Below are 13,908 nucleotides of genomic sequence, written 5' to 3' on the forward strand. Positions count from 1 at the left end.
AAGCGTGTGCATCTGTTCGATGTGTGTCGCGGCCGACCTACAGGCCCGCCCGCAATTCGCGTTTGAGGAGTTTGCCACTTTGGTTGCGTGGCAATTCTTCGACGATGACAACACGTTTCGGAACCTTGAATGGCGCGATCCGTTCCTTCACATGAGCGATCAACACCTCCGGTGCAACGTCGCCGGCATCGGGCCGCAGCACGACCACCGCGGTGATCGCCTCGATCCACTTCTCGTCGGGGGTGCCGATCACGGCGACCTCGGCGACGCCGGGATGTGTGTAGATGACGTCTTCGACTTCCCGTGAGGCCACCAGGATCCCACCGGTGTTGATGACGTCCTTGATGCGGTCGACCACGGTGAGGAAGCCTTGTTCATCACGGGTGACAAGGTCGCCGGAGTGGAACCAGCCGCCACGGAATGCCTCTTCGGTGGCTTCGGGGTTCTCCCAATAGCCTTGGCACAGTTGAGGTGAACGGTAGAGGACCTCACCTGCCGTACCGTCGGGAACGTCGTTGCCCTCGGCGTCGACAACGCGTGTCTCGACGAAGAACACCGCCTTGCCGCAGGATGCCGGCCGGTCAGCGTGGTCGTCAGGTCCGAGAACGGCAGCCAGCGGACCGATCTCGGATTGCCCAAAGCAGTTGTAGAACTTGATGTCCGGGTATCGCTCACGCAAACGGTTCAGCACGGTGACCGGCATGATCGACGCCCCGTACTGGGCCTTGCGCAGGGACGAGAGGTCGCGGGTGTCGAGATCGGGATGACCGGCAAGCGGTACCCATACGGTGGGCGCGAGGAACAGCGATCCGATCTTCTCCGCTTCGACGCGGCGCAGGATCTCCGGAATGTCCGGTGTCTCCATGAGACTCACCGTCGCACCGACCGACAGCGACGGGATCATGAAGACGTGCATACCCGCCGAGTGGTACAGCGGCATCGCGATCAGCGGATTGTCATCCTGATCGAACTCGAGTGCGATCACCGACGACACGTACTCGTGGACCATCGCGCCGTGGGTCATCATCGCGCCCTTGGGCTTTGACGTCGTGCCCGAGGTGTAGAGAAGCTGCACGAGGTCGGTGTCGGCCACGTCCCAGTCGATCTCCGGGACATCCCCGGCCGTGCTGCGCTCGAGGAGTGATCCATCCTCGTCGCGCAGGGTGATGACCTTCCCGATGTCGAGGGCATCGGCGACAGGCGTCAGGTTCTGACGCAACGCCGGGTCCACCAGGACTGCGCGGCTACCCGATTGGCCGATCAGGTACGACAACTCGCCTTCTTTGAGCGCGTAGTTCACCGGCACGTGGACCAGTCCGCCGCGGGCGCAGGCCAGGAAGGCGATGACGTAGGCGTCTGAGTTGGTGCCGTAGGCCGCCACCCGATCGCCGGAGTTCAGGCCGAGTGACCGCAGGTAACCCGCAGCCCTGGTCACCGCACCGTCAAGCTCGGCATAGGTCCAGGCGCGGTCGGCGAATCGCAGCGCGGTCCGGTCGGGAAACCGCGCTGCGGTCCGGCGCAGAACTCCATCAACGGTACTGAAACGGGGGTTGGCGATCATGCCCCGACTTTATAGGACGTCCAAGTATTGACGGCAGCAGATTCACTGCCCTGCCGGATAGTCGATCTCGACGTCGAGAACCCAGGTGACACCGAACTTGTCCACGAGCATCCCGTACAGCGGAGCCCAGGCGGCCGGACCGAGATCGACGACAGTGTGCGCCTCCGCGGAGAGTTCCTTCCAGTAGGCGGTGACCTCCTCGGCGTCCCGGCCGCGCACCGATACGAAGTGCGCGTTGCGCCCGGCGGCGTAGGGCATGGCGGACGGCACGTCGTAGGCCATGACATGAAAACCGTTCGGCGCCTGGACCTGACCCCACATGATCTGGTCGGCCTCAGCCGGTTCCTGGACGTTGTGGGCATCCGAGTAGCTGATTGCGGTGAGTTCTCCGCCGAATGCGCCTTGATAGAACTCCAGTGCCGCCTTGGCATCGCCGCGGAAGTTCAGATGGTTGGTGACCGTGATCGACATTGTTTGCTCCTTGATTGGTGCGCTCTGTGATTGACAAACACCAGGGTCACACCAGTAGTGGACACATGATGGCCACTACTTCCGGCAAGATGACGCCATGGCTGAAACCTCGGCTCGACTCCTGGCGTTGCTGTCGCTGCTCCAGACCCGGCGGGTGTGGGCGGGCCCGCAGCTCACCGAACGACTGCAGGTCAGCAGTCGTACGATGCGCCGAGACATCGAGAACCTGCGGGAGATGGGCTACCGCATCGACGCGATCAAAGGTCCCGCAGGCGGTTATCAACTGGGCGCCGGATCCGAACTCCCGCCGCTGCTGTTCGACGACGAGCAGGCCGTGGCCATCGCCGTCACGCTGCAGTCCGCCACCACGCCTGGCATCGAGGAAGCGGCAGCGCGGGCCCTCGCCACCGTCCGACAGGTCATGCCGGCACGCCTACGCGGGCGTATCGACACGCTCCAGGTGACCGCCGTCCCGCGCACGACCACCGGTCCGGCCGCACCGCTCGATACAGACATCCTTCTTGCGGTCAGCGCCGCGGTGAGTGCCTGCGAGGTCCTGCGATTCGACTACCGAACCGATCAGAGGCCGGACGTCGACGTCGTGCCACCGCGACGAGCCGAGCCCCATCACGTCGTCAGCCACGACGGCCGGTGGTATCTCGTCGCGTGGGATCTCGACCGTGAGGCCTGGCGGACCTTCCGCATCGACCGGATGACACCACGGATTCCGACCGGCCCGCGGTTTGGCCGACGGGAGATTCCCGGAGGCGATGTGGGCGCGTTCGTGGCTGCCCGTTTCAAGGGTTCGCGCGGTGCGAATTCCTGGCCATGCCAAGGCGAGGTACTCCTCGATCTCCCGGCAAGAACGGTGTCGCCGTTTGTGGAGGACGGGACCGTCGAAGATCTCGGCTCAGCTCGTTGTCGCCTCTTGATCGGCTCGTGGTCGTGGACCGCATTGGCTGCCGGGATCGGTCGGTTCGACGCCGATTTCGAGGTTGTCGGCCCGCCCGAGCTCGCGGAAGCCTGCGTGCGCCTGGCACGCCGGTACGCAGACGCCGCAGAATGACGGCACGGAGTCCCACCCCACATTGCGCCGCGGATCCCCCTACTGGAAAGTGATGTCTCGTGGCCTCTTCGACTTTCATCCGGCGCGCACGATTGGTGCCGGTCCGCACGCCTGCGGCGACCGCCTCACCCGTGGACATCCGGATCACCGATGGGGTGGTCACCGAGGTCGCACCCGAATTGCGCCCCGGATCCGACGACGTGGTGCTCGACGCCGACGGCCGATGGGCGATTCCGGGACTGTGGGATCAGCACGTGCACATGTCGATGTGGGCTCAGACCAGGACGCGAATCGACGTCTCCGCTGCCACCTGCGCTGCCGACGTAACCCGGATCATCGCTGACCATGTCGCGGCACTACCGCGGCCGTGGCAGGGCCGCGCTCTCCTCGGCTTCGGCTTCCGGACCGCACTGTGGCCCACCCAGCCCACCGTCGCCGAGCTCGACGCCGTGAGCGGACATCACCCGGTCATCCTGTCCAGTGGCGACGTGCACACCGGCTGGCTCAACAGCAAAGCGCTTGCACTACTGGGTATTCCACCACGCGATACACAGCTGGTTGAATCCGAGTGGTTCGACGTGCAACCGGCACTCGCGCAGTTGTCGGCGGCCTCGAACGATGTCGATTCGCTTGTCCGCGCAGCGGTCGACGAGGCTGCGGGACGCGGCGTGGTGGGCATCGTCGACTTCGAGATGGCGGCTGGACATCGTGAATGGCCGGAGCGTTTCGCGGCCGGGATCGATCAGCTACGGGTCGCGCCCGTCACGTACGCCACCACGCTCGACGAGGTGCTCGCCGCCGGGCTACGGACCGGGGATCGGCTGATGGAGAGCTCGGACCTGCTGACCATGGGCCCGCTGAAGATCTTCTCCGACGGTTCCCTCAACACCAGGACCGCGCACTGCTGCCAGCCCTACGCCGACGCCGACGAGCTCGAATATCCACGAGGACAACAGATCTACGATCGCGAGACGATGATCGAGCTGTTGGCCCGCGGCACTGCCGGTGGACTCCACATCGCGTTGCACGCCATCGGCGACGCCGCAGTGGATCAGGCGCTGAGCGCTTTTGAGGCCACCGGCGCTCGCGGCGGCATCGAGCACGCGCAGCTGATCCGCTTCGCCGACATCCCCAGGATGAAGGCGCTGGGCATCCGGGCGAGTGTGCAGCCGGCACACCTTCTCGACGACCGCGATGTCGCCTTCCGATGCTGGCCCGACCGCGGCGAGCGCTGCTTTGCCCTGCGGTCGATGCTCGACGGTGGTGTTCGGCTCGTCCTGGGATCCGACGCCCCGGTCTCGATCCTCGATCCCCGGTTGGCGATGGCGGCGGCTGTACATCGCGGCCGCGACGGCGACGACCCGTGGAATCCGGCCGAATCACTGACACCCGCAGAGGCCTTGGCGGCCAGTACCGGCGGGCAGCCGGCCATCACCGCAGGCAACCGGGGTGATGTGGTGCTGCTCGACGAGGACCCGCTGCAACCGGCCGAGACCACCGCGCAGGCGGCGCAGGTGTTGCGTAACCTCGGCGTCGCGGCAACAGTCACCGCAGGCCGCATCACCCATCTGGCAATGTGACGTACGTCAGGTCAAGCACTGTCTGAGTTGGCAGCAAAGCGGTCAGATCGGTAGGTTCCTACAGTCCGACGGCGCTGACCTCGGGTAACAATCGCGGGGTCGACCAGTCGCGCCGTGCAATCCCCCCCGCCGTAAGACCAGGCCGTAAGACCAGGCCGTAAGACCAGGCCGTAGGACCAGAAAGTGAACTCCCCGTGCCCAGCGCAGTGAAGACCGCCCATTCGCAGACGCCACCGGCAACGGTGCGCTCGCTGCTCCGCAATCCGGTGCAGCTGCGCAAAGAGATCCTGGCCGGTCTGGTGGTCGCACTCGCGTTGATCCCCGAGGCGATCTCGTTCTCGATCATCGCCGGGGTCGATCCGCGGGTTGGCCTCTTCGCCTCGTTCACGATGGCCGTCACCATCTCGATCGTCGGTGGACGTCCGGCGATGATCTCGGCGGCCACCGGCGCAGTGGCGTTGGTGGTGGCACCGGTGGTCGAGGAATACGGTCTCGACTACCTCCTGGCAACGGTCCTTCTCGCCGGGCTGCTGCAGATCGTGCTCAGCCTGGCCGGCATCGCCAAACTGATGCGGTTCATCCCGCGCAGCGTGATGACCGGCTTCGTCAACGCGCTGGCCATCCTGATCTTCAGTGCGCAGCTGCCGCAGTTGTTCGGCGACGACATCCCCTGGCTCGTCTATCCACTGGTGGCGGCGGGTCTGGCGATCATCGTCTTCCTGCCGCGCCTGACCTCGGTTGTCCCGTCACCCCTCGTTGCGATCGTGGTGCTCACGGTGCTCGTGACGTCAGTCGGCTGGGACGTCCCGACGGTCGAAGACGAAGGCGCCCTGCCCGATTCGTTGCCGTCACTCCTTCTGCCCGACGTGCCGTGGACCTGGCATACGTTGTCGGTCATCGCGCCGTACGCGCTGGCCATGGCCCTGGTCGGGTTGATGGAGTCGTTGATGACCGCCAAACTCGTCGACGACATCACCGACACCCACTCGAACAAGACCCGTGAGAGCTGGGGGCAGGGTGTGGCAAACATCGTCACCGGATTCTTCGGCGGCATGGGCGGTTGCGCGATGATCGGCCAGACGATGATCAACGTCAAACAGTCGGGCGCCCGCACGCGGCTGTCGACGTTCTTGGCCGGAATCTTCCTGTTGATCCTGGTGGTGGTGCTCGGCGACATCGTCGGTGTCATCCCGATGGCCGCCCTGGTGGCCGTGATGATCATGGTGTCGGTCGGCACGTTCGACTGGCACAGCGTCCGCCCCCGCACATTGCGGTTGATGCCGTTCCCGGAAACGCTCGTGATGCTGGTGACGGTGGTGGCCACCGTGGCGACAAGCAACCTGGCGATCGGCGTGGTCCTGGGAGTGCTGACGGCGATGGTTCTGTTCGCCCGCCGGGTGGCCCACCTGACCGGCGTCGAGGCGACAACGGAGACCACCGACGGCGTGGAGGTCCGGCGCTATCGCGTCACCGGGCAGCTGTTCTTCGCGTCGAGCAACGATCTTGTCTACCGGTTCGACTACGGAGGCGATCCCGACTCCGTCGTCATCGATCTCAGCGCGGCGGACATCTGGGACGCCTCGACGGTCGCCGCCCTCGATGCCATCTTGCGGAAGTACCGTGATCGCGGCAAGGAAGCCACCATCGTCGGACTCGCCGGTCCGAGTCTGGAGCGACTCGAACGTCTCTCCGGAAAGCTCGGAGCCGGACACTGACGTCTGGCGATCTCGACCCAGGGTCAGTCCTCGATCTTGAAGCCGACCTTCAAAGTCACTTGAAAATGGGCGACCTCACCGTTCTCGACGTGCCCACGGGTCTCGATCACCTCGAACCAATCAATATTGCGCAGCGATTTATTTGCCCTCGCGATGGCTTTTTTGATCGCGTCGTCGGAACTCGACAGTGATGTTCCCACGATCTCTGTGACTCGATAGACGTTCTCGCTCATTGGCGATCCTCGATTCTTCGTTGAACGGAAATCGTTCGATGGCGTCAATCCCTCGCACTGCCAACGGTACTGATCAGGAGCAGCCGTGGAGGCGTTCACGAAAACATCGGCCACAATCAGTTCCCCGCGGGGGCCGGTGCATCCGACTACGATTCAAAAATGGGCATGCCCGTCCGCCAGCTGAGCTCGAGGTTCGTCGCTGCAGCAGGTAGGCGTGATCCCGATTTCGACGCGCTACGGCGCGCGATTCGATCGGCACTGGTCATTCCGGTCACCGCGGCGGTCGCGATACACCTCGGGGACGCGCAAACGTCACAGTTCGCGATCTTCGGTTCGGTTGCGCTCCTCATTCTCGTCGATTTTCCGGGCAGTCGCACCCGTCGGGCAGTGAGCTACTGCGGTCTGGCCGTTGTGGGCTATGCCTTCATCAGTGCGGCCACGGTGCTCGCCGAGCCCGGATGGCTGGCCTCGCTGTCGATGTTTGTGGTGGGCGTGGCGGTGTCGTCTACCGCGATCCTCGGTTCCAGTTTCTCGGCGGCGCAGCGATCGGCACTGTTGCTCTTTGTCGTTCCGGTCGCCACCCCCGGGGGCGCGCTGACGGATCGGTTGCTTGGCTGGACCCTTGCCCTCGTATTCGGCATCCCGGCAGTCCTGTTCCTGCTGCCGCCGCGCCACCACAACGAGCTACGCAACCGCGCGCGCCTGGTGTGCAGTGGATTGGCGGATTATTTGGCATGTGGTCCCGACACCACCGCGACGAAGCCGGCCACAGTCGACGTCGACGCTCTGATGGATCGACTTCGACAGGCCTACCTGGGCACCAATGCCCGGCCCGCCGGCCTGTCTGCAGGCAGTCGGGCGATCATCAGGGTGGTGGACGACCTCGAATGGCTGACCACTCAGGTGATCCGGCGCAAAGTGCAGCTGTCCGATGACCTGCGCGGACCTTCTGTCCAGGTGCTACAGCTGGCGGCCGACATACTCGCGACAGACGGCCGACAGGTCGGATTGGGCGCGCGCACTGAGCTGGTGGACGCCGCCAACCACCTGAGATCGTTGATGCACAACCGTTTCGGCACGAACCTCGACGTCCTTCTCGCCGATCCCAGTGACGCCGAAGCCGAGGCGGACGGCGTGAGATTGCTCGAAATCCACACCAGCTGCAGCACCATCGCACTGATCGGCCGCACCGTGGCGTGGGCATCGGCCGCCGACGCGCGACCGATGCTGCAGAAGATTCTCGGCCGACAGTTACCGTCCACTGGGGCAGCAGATTCGGTGCTACCCGAGTATCAGTCGACGCGGATGTCGATTTCGTCGACCTTGGTCAAGCACTCGGTGATCGCGCGAAATGCGTTGCGCACCGGTGTCGGTCTCGCGGCTGCTGTCACCCTCATACAGATAGTGCCTGTGCAACACGGATTCTGGGTGGTCCTCGGCGCCCTGTCAGTACTGCGCACCAGTGCACTGGCAACAGGTTCGAATGTGCTGCGCTCGGTGCTCGGTACCGTAGTCGGGTTTCTCGTCGGAGCGCTCATCATCACCGCCATCGGCACCAGTGAGATCGCCCTGTGGACCGCGTTGCCGATTGCGGTGTTCGGCGCCGCCTACATCCCCAAGGTGATCTCGTACGCCGCGGGCCAGGCGGCATTCACGGTGTTCATCGTGACCCTCTTCAACGTGCTGGGTCCCAGCGGTTGGAAGATCGGACTGATCAGAGTCGAAGATGTGGCGATCGGCTGCGCCGTTGCCGTCGTCGCGGGAATCGTGATGTGGCCACGCGGCGTCGCGGCAACGGCCCACGCCGCCATCAACTACTCCATTGCCGTCCACGCCCGCTATCTCAGAGCTGCCACGACCAGGATGATCACGGGCTCGACAACCGCCACCGAGGCCGCTGTCACCGAGTTGCGAACGGAAAGCCTGATTGCCTACCGAGCATCCGATGATGCAGCGCGCCAATATCTTTCCGAATCAGGAACAGCCGTCGAACGTCGCACGCCGATGGTGAGCGCGGTGGGACGATCCATCCGGCTACGCATCGTCGCCGATTCCATCGCCGACCTCACACCCACCTCACACCCGGCTGCAACCGGCCCGAACATGTGCACGGTCATCGATATCCAGGCCGCCCGGGTCACCGTCGACACCGTCAACACCGCCGACGAGCACACCCGGGACCATCTGAGCCGAATCGCGGCCGCAATGGTCGCCGCGCTTCGCACCGACTATGAGAAAAACGGCTTGGGCATCGACGAGGCGCGTCCGCTCATCGCGACAGCGGCCTACCTCGGCGAGCTCGAGTTGATGCGCGGGGGCAGACCGCTATAAATCAGTTGCCGCAGCGGCTGATCGCAGCAACACTGTCCTGACCTGCACAATCTTCGCCCACATAGGCCTTGGCAGAAACTTTGCCAAGGCTGGCAATTCTGCCACTGTTGGCAGGAAGTTATTGAACGGATAGTTACTGCCATGGAACTTTTGGTAATCATCGGACCGGCTGTAGTGGCCGGAATCATTGCGGCGTACCAGAACCACACCTCGCCGTACGCACCCCTCGATGCCGTTCGCCGGCCGACGTCCACACGTACCCAGATCGAACTCGAAATGATCACCCGGCGCGAGAGCGCATCCACCAACGCTTGATCAAAACCATTTGCCGACAACCGATCTCGTTGCACCGCGTGCATGATCGGCAAAGCTGGTCTTGGATGGGATCTATGACGACCCCATCCATCGATCCCCAGGTGCCACCAAGCGGGCCGGGTTGCCTCGACTGCGACAACACCGGAGGCTGGTGGTTTCATCTCCGTCGATGCGCGGCATGCGGACACATCGGATGTTGCGACGATTCCCTTTCACGTCATGCATCCGCCCATGCCACGCAGACCGGGCATCCGATCATCCAGTCATTTGAACCGGGCGAGGACTGGTTCTGGGACTACTCCAGCAACGACTATTACGACGGACCCGAGCTCGCTCCCCCACACTCTCGGCCCGCCGACCAGTCCACACCCGGACCGGAAGGCCGAGTTCCCACGGACTGGGTCGAACAACTGCGCAACCGCACCGACTGACCTGCCTCCTTCCGGCCGGAATTTCGCGCGCGCCAGCGCAAAAGGGCACTGTTTGTCCCCGAATACCTCTGTTGCCACGGTCTGGTCCGTAGTCTTCTCTGCAGACCAGACCGGAAGAGGACAACCTATGCCCACTGAGTTCGACCTACTGCCCGAGAACGCCGAAGAGCTTGGCCTGGAATCTGATCCGCTCCCACCGGTGACCCGGATCGACACGGTTGTCGACGGCCGGACCGTCAGTGCCCTGCGCTGGGGCACCGCGTCGCCACGGGTGGTGTTGCTACACGGCGGTGGCCAGAATGCCCACACCTGGGACAGCGTTCTGCTGGCTCTCGGGGTACCGGCTCTGGCCATCGATCTTCCGGGTCACGGCCATTCGGAGTGGCGCGAGGACGGTGACTACCGCCCCCATGTCAATGCCCAAGCCGTGGGGCCGGTGATTCGTGCCCTCGCTCCGGAGGCCGAATTGGTGGTGGGGATGTCGTTGGGTGGACTCACAACCGTCTCGGCGAGCGCCCGGTACCCCGGGTTGATCAAACGCGCGATCCTCGTCGATGTCAGCCCGGAATCGCCCAAACGGGTGGAGAACCTCAGCAACAAGGAGCGTGGCACCGTTGCGTTGGTCAGCGGCCCGGACACGTTCGACGATCTCGATGAGCTGATCAACCTCACCGCCGCGGCCGCCCCGAACCGTCCCAGATCTTCGATCCGGCGTGGTGTCATCCACAACACCCGGCAGACCGACGACGGCCGCTGGCGATGGCGCTACGACCGGTTCCGTAAGTCCATCGAACCCGAGCCACTGTGGAAAGATCTGTCCGACAGCAATACTCCGATCACGCTCGTCCGCGGTGGCCTCTCGCCGTTTGTTGCCGACGACGACGTCGACACATTGCGGCGGCATCGGCCCGGCATGGAGGTCTTCACCGTCGACGGTGCCGGGCATTCGGTGCAGAGCGATGCACCGCTCGAGCTCGCGAATATCGTTGCGAGCGCGCTGCGCTGAAATCGATTAGCCCAGGCTGCGCGACTGATTCGCGATACTCTTTGACGGCTTGACGCATTCAGCACTCAATTCGGTACTCATGCTGTACGTCCGCCGATGGAGGAGGACCCTTGACCTCACCGGTTGCCGACAAGGCCCCTCCGCGCGCGAAAGTTGTGCTCGGAACACTGATTCTGGTTGCCGGTGTTGCCAACATCAATCTCGCTGTCGCCAATGTCGCCCTGCCGGATATCGGTAAGGACTTCGACGCAGGCGCCACCGGCTTGAACCTGGTGGCCGTCGGCTATTCCCTCGGCCTGGCCGCCTCGGTTCTGTACTTCGGAGCCCTCGGCGACCGGCATGGCCGCAAGCGGATGCTCATCATCGGCATGGGCCTGTCGATTCCGGCATCACTCATCGCCGGGCTGGCCCCCAACATCGAGATCTTGTTTGCCGGTCGCCTCCTCGGCGGTATCGCGGCGGGCCTTGCCTATCCGACAACCCTGGCCATCATCACCGCGTTGTGGCAGGGCCCGAGCCGCACAAAGGCCATCGCGGCCTGGTCGGCGCTCGGCGGTGCGATCACCGCACTGGGTCCGGTCCTGTCCGGTGGGCTGCTCGAGGTGTTCAGCTGGCACTCGGTTTTCCTCGTCACCCTGCCGCTGGCCGTCATCGCGCTCATCGCTGCACTCAAGTTGGTACCCGGTGACAACGGCGACTCCACGGACCCGGTCGACAACCTCGGCGGCGTCCTGTCCATCGCCTTCATCGGCGCCATGGTGCTGGCGCTGAACTTTCTCCCGATGGCAGGCGCCGGGACGATCACCGCAATCCTGGCGGCCATCGCACTGGCCGCAGCCATCGCGTTCTTCTTCCGACAACACCGCGCCGCCAACCCACTGTTCGACCTCAAGATCGCTGCCCGCCCGACTTTCTGGGTCGCCGCAATCGGTGGCATCGTGGTGTTCGGCACCCTGATGGGCGCGATGTACATCGGGCAGCAGTACCTGCAGAACGTTTTGGAGTACTCGACCCTCGCGGCAGGCGCCTCGGTTCTTCCCGCCGCCGCCTCCATGGTGGTCGTTGCTCCCCTGTCCGCGCGGATGGTCGAGAACCTCGGATCGCGCACCACACTGCTGGTCGGATTCGCGTTCATCGGTCTCGGCATGGTCTTCGCCATGACGATGTGGAGCGAGAGTGCGCACTACTGGCAGGTCGCGTTGGTCTACATCTGCATCGGTGTCGGGGTGGGTATCGCGGGAACGCCCGCGTCGCGTTCGCTGACCGGTTCTGTTCCGCTGTCGCGAGCCGGAATGGCCTCGAGCATGTCCGACCTGCAGCGCGATCTCGGCGGGGCGATCATGCAATCGATTCTCGGTGCGATCCTCACCGCCGGCTATGCGCACAACCTGACGAAGCAGATCGCCGGATCGCCCGATGCCGACACCATCACCGACCAGACTCAGGCGGCGCTCACCAAATCGTTCTCCAGTGCCGAGGATCTCGCGGAACGCTACCCCGACAACGCTACCGAAATCCTGTCGGCTGCGCGAGAAGCGTTTGTGGACGGCGACTTTCTGGCCTACGCCTCGGCCATCCTCGTTGTGCTCGTCGGCGCGGTGGTCGTCAGGATCTGGTACCCGAATGTCACCAAGGAACGCGTACTGATGAAAGAGTATGCGGCTGAAGAGAACTGATGGTCAGACACCGTCAGCTTTCCTTCTTGTTGCGCCAGATCCGTTCGAACGGCAACCGCCAGGCGTGCGGTGCGATGAGCTGATGGATCGCGTTGGGCCCCCATGAACCCTGACTGTAACTGCGGACCGGGGGTGGATCGTTGAGCAACGGCGCCGAGACATCCCACAACCGTTCGATGCCCTCCGCCGTGGTGAAGAGTGTGTGATCGTTTTTCATCGCATCAAGGATGAGACGTTCGTAGGCCTCCAACACCAGGTCGGCCTGCTCGGTTTCGTGCATCGCGAACTGCAGACTCAGCTTGTCGAGCTTCATGCCCGGACCCGGCTTTTTGCCGTAGAACGAGAGCGACACCTTGAACTCGTCGGCGAGGTCGAACGTCAGGTGATCCGGACCCTGTTGCCCCACACCCGATCCGTCCGGGAACATGCTCTTCGGTGGCTCGTGGAACGCGATCGAGATGATGCGCTGTCCATCGGCCAACCCCTTGCCGGTTCGCAGGTAGAACGGGACCCCGGCCCACCGCCAGTTGTCGATTTCGGCCTTGAGCGCAACGAAGGTCTCGGTCTGCGACTCGGCGATGACACCGGGTTCATCGCGATAGCCGGTGTACTGACCGCGCACCACGTTTCGGGGATCAAGCGGCAGCATCGACCGGAAGACCTTGTTCTTCTCCTCACCGATCGGTCCGGGCGCCAACGCGGTCGGTGGTTCCATCGCAACGAAGGCAAGGATCTGAAAGAGATGGGTGACCACCATGTCCCGGAACGCGCCCGTGGATTCGTAGAAGTGCGACCGTCCTTCGAGCGCCAGCTTCTCGGGTACATCGATCTGGATGTAATTGATGAAGTTTCGGTTCCAGATCGGTTCGAACAACCCGTTGGCGAACCGGAAGGCCAGGATGTTCTGGGCCGCTTCCTTACCGAGGAAGTGATCGATACGGAAGATCTGATCCTCCCCGAACCACTTGTGAATCGAGGCATTGAGCGCGACAGCGCTGTCATGGTCGGTACCGAACGGTTTCTCCATGATCACGCGGGACTTCTTCACCAGATCCGCTTCGTGCAGCATCTCGAGCACGGCCATCGCTGCCATCGGCGGCACGCTCAAGTAGTGCAGCATGTGGGCGTCGGTTCCCAGCACCGAAAGCTCCTGCCGCACCTGTGCGGCGAGCGCTTCAGCGCCTGCGCTCTGCGGCACATAGGTCAGGGTCTCGGCGAACTCTGCCGCTGCTTCGGGTGTGAAGACCCGGCTGGAGAACTCGCTGCAGGCCTTGACCGCGACTGCCCGGAACTCCTCGGTGTCGATGTCATCGAGCGAGGTCCCGACGATCCGCATCGGCGGCGCCAGTTTCGACATGAACAGATGAAACAAGCCGGGCAACAGTTTTCGGCGCGCCAGATCGCCCGTGGCACCGAACAACACCACGACATGGGGCGGCACCTTCTTGGCTGCTTTGACCCCGAGGGCCGCTTCGAGTCCGGACACATCGTCGATCGTCCCACCTGGGAGCGAAGTAGGCAGT

At 63.9% G+C, this 13,908-nt stretch carries 12 protein-coding genes; 8 read left to right on the top strand and 4 right to left on the bottom strand.

From position 1 onward, the window contains the following. Positions 1-37 precede the first annotated feature (37 nt). Together AC1TQG_RS07815 and AC1TQG_RS07820 are read right to left on the bottom strand one after the other, a co-directional pair. Positions 38-1,561: an acyl-CoA synthetase gene (locus tag AC1TQG_RS07815; protein WP_482136362.1), complete on the bottom strand. Its 1,524-nt coding sequence runs from the start codon at positions 1,559-1,561 to the stop codon at positions 38-40. 42 nt (positions 1,562-1,603) lie between these two features. Then, positions 1,604-2,032, bottom strand: coding sequence for a VOC family protein (locus AC1TQG_RS07820; protein WP_482136363.1), 429 nt, complete (start codon positions 2,030-2,032; stop codon positions 1,604-1,606). 97 nt (positions 2,033-2,129) lie between these two features. Here AC1TQG_RS07820 and AC1TQG_RS07825 point away from each other — a divergent pair, with 97 nt between their 5' ends. The 3 genes from AC1TQG_RS07825 (at position 2,130) to AC1TQG_RS07835 (ending at position 6,393) form a co-directional block, all read left to right on the top strand. After that, positions 2,130-3,098 carry a helix-turn-helix transcriptional regulator gene (locus tag AC1TQG_RS07825; RefSeq protein ID WP_482136364.1) on the top strand — a complete coding sequence of 323 codons (969 nt, stop codon included), beginning with the start codon at positions 2,130-2,132 and terminating at the stop codon, positions 3,096-3,098. A 59-nt stretch (positions 3,099-3,157) separates the two neighbouring features. Continuing rightward, entirely contained in the window at positions 3,158-4,678 is a 1,521-nt protein-coding gene (locus tag AC1TQG_RS07830) for an amidohydrolase (RefSeq protein WP_482136365.1), read from the top strand. A 194-nt stretch (positions 4,679-4,872) separates the two neighbouring features. After that, complete coding sequence (locus tag AC1TQG_RS07835; protein ID WP_482136366.1) at positions 4,873-6,393, top strand: SulP family inorganic anion transporter; 1,521 nt, start codon at positions 4,873-4,875, stop codon at positions 6,391-6,393. A gap of 23 nt (positions 6,394-6,416) precedes the next feature. Here AC1TQG_RS07835 and AC1TQG_RS07840 read toward each other — a convergent pair whose 3' ends face one another. Further along, the gene (locus AC1TQG_RS07840) at positions 6,417-6,626 is read right to left on the bottom strand and encodes a dodecin (RefSeq protein WP_482137285.1); all 210 of its coding nucleotides are present in this window, start codon (positions 6,624-6,626) and stop codon (positions 6,417-6,419) included. Positions 6,627-6,785: 159 nt separating this feature from the next. On the opposite strand from AC1TQG_RS07840, the gene AC1TQG_RS07845 reads away from it, so the two are divergent. From AC1TQG_RS07845 to AC1TQG_RS07865, 5 genes are all read left to right on the top strand, one after another. Beyond that, the gene (locus AC1TQG_RS07845) at positions 6,786-8,957 is read left to right on the top strand and encodes an FUSC family protein (protein ID WP_482136367.1); all 2,172 of its coding nucleotides are present in this window, start codon (positions 6,786-6,788) and stop codon (positions 8,955-8,957) included. Positions 8,958-9,098: 141 nt separating this feature from the next. Next, a complete protein-coding gene (locus AC1TQG_RS07850; RefSeq protein ID WP_482136368.1) occupies positions 9,099-9,272 on the top strand; it encodes a hypothetical protein in 174 nt (57 codons plus the stop codon). A gap of 74 nt (positions 9,273-9,346) precedes the next feature. Then, a complete protein-coding gene (locus AC1TQG_RS07855) occupies positions 9,347-9,703 on the top strand; it encodes a UBP-type zinc finger domain-containing protein (RefSeq protein ID WP_482136369.1) in 357 nt (118 codons plus the stop codon). Positions 9,704-9,830: 127 nt separating this feature from the next. Then, positions 9,831-10,709: an alpha/beta fold hydrolase gene (locus tag AC1TQG_RS07860; RefSeq protein ID WP_482136370.1), complete on the top strand. Its 879-nt coding sequence runs from the start codon at positions 9,831-9,833 to the stop codon at positions 10,707-10,709. Between the two features lie 110 nt (positions 10,710-10,819). Beyond that, entirely contained in the window at positions 10,820-12,385 is a 1,566-nt protein-coding gene (locus AC1TQG_RS07865; protein ID WP_482136371.1) for an MFS transporter, read from the top strand. Between the two features lie 13 nt (positions 12,386-12,398). On the opposite strand, the gene zwf is transcribed toward AC1TQG_RS07865, so the two are convergent. Further along, positions 12,399-13,871, bottom strand: coding sequence for a glucose-6-phosphate dehydrogenase (gene zwf, locus AC1TQG_RS07870; protein WP_482136372.1), 1,473 nt, complete (start codon positions 13,869-13,871; stop codon positions 12,399-12,401). Positions 13,872-13,908: the final 37 nt, after the last annotated feature.

Source organism: Williamsia sp. Y844, from assembly GCF_056786475.1.

Coding starts and splice junctions, on each gene's coding strand:
- AC1TQG_RS07815 (WP_482136362.1), bottom strand. CDS start 1,561: ATGATCGCCAACCCCCGTTTCAGTACCGTTGATGGAGTTCTGCGCCGG.
- AC1TQG_RS07820 (WP_482136363.1), bottom strand. CDS start 2,032: ATGTCGATCACGGTCACCAACCATCTGAACTTCCGCGGCGATGCCAAG.
- AC1TQG_RS07825 (WP_482136364.1), top strand. CDS start 2,130: ATGGCTGAAACCTCGGCTCGACTCCTGGCGTTGCTGTCGCTGCTCCAG.
- AC1TQG_RS07840 (WP_482137285.1), bottom strand. CDS start 6,626: ATGAGCGAGAACGTCTATCGAGTCACAGAGATCGTGGGAACATCACTG.
- AC1TQG_RS07845 (WP_482136367.1), top strand. CDS start 6,786: ATGGGCATGCCCGTCCGCCAGCTGAGCTCGAGGTTCGTCGCTGCAGCA.
- AC1TQG_RS07850 (WP_482136368.1), top strand. CDS start 9,099: ATGGAACTTTTGGTAATCATCGGACCGGCTGTAGTGGCCGGAATCATT.
- AC1TQG_RS07855 (WP_482136369.1), top strand. CDS start 9,347: ATGACGACCCCATCCATCGATCCCCAGGTGCCACCAAGCGGGCCGGGT.
- AC1TQG_RS07860 (WP_482136370.1), top strand. CDS start 9,831: ATGCCCACTGAGTTCGACCTACTGCCCGAGAACGCCGAAGAGCTTGGC.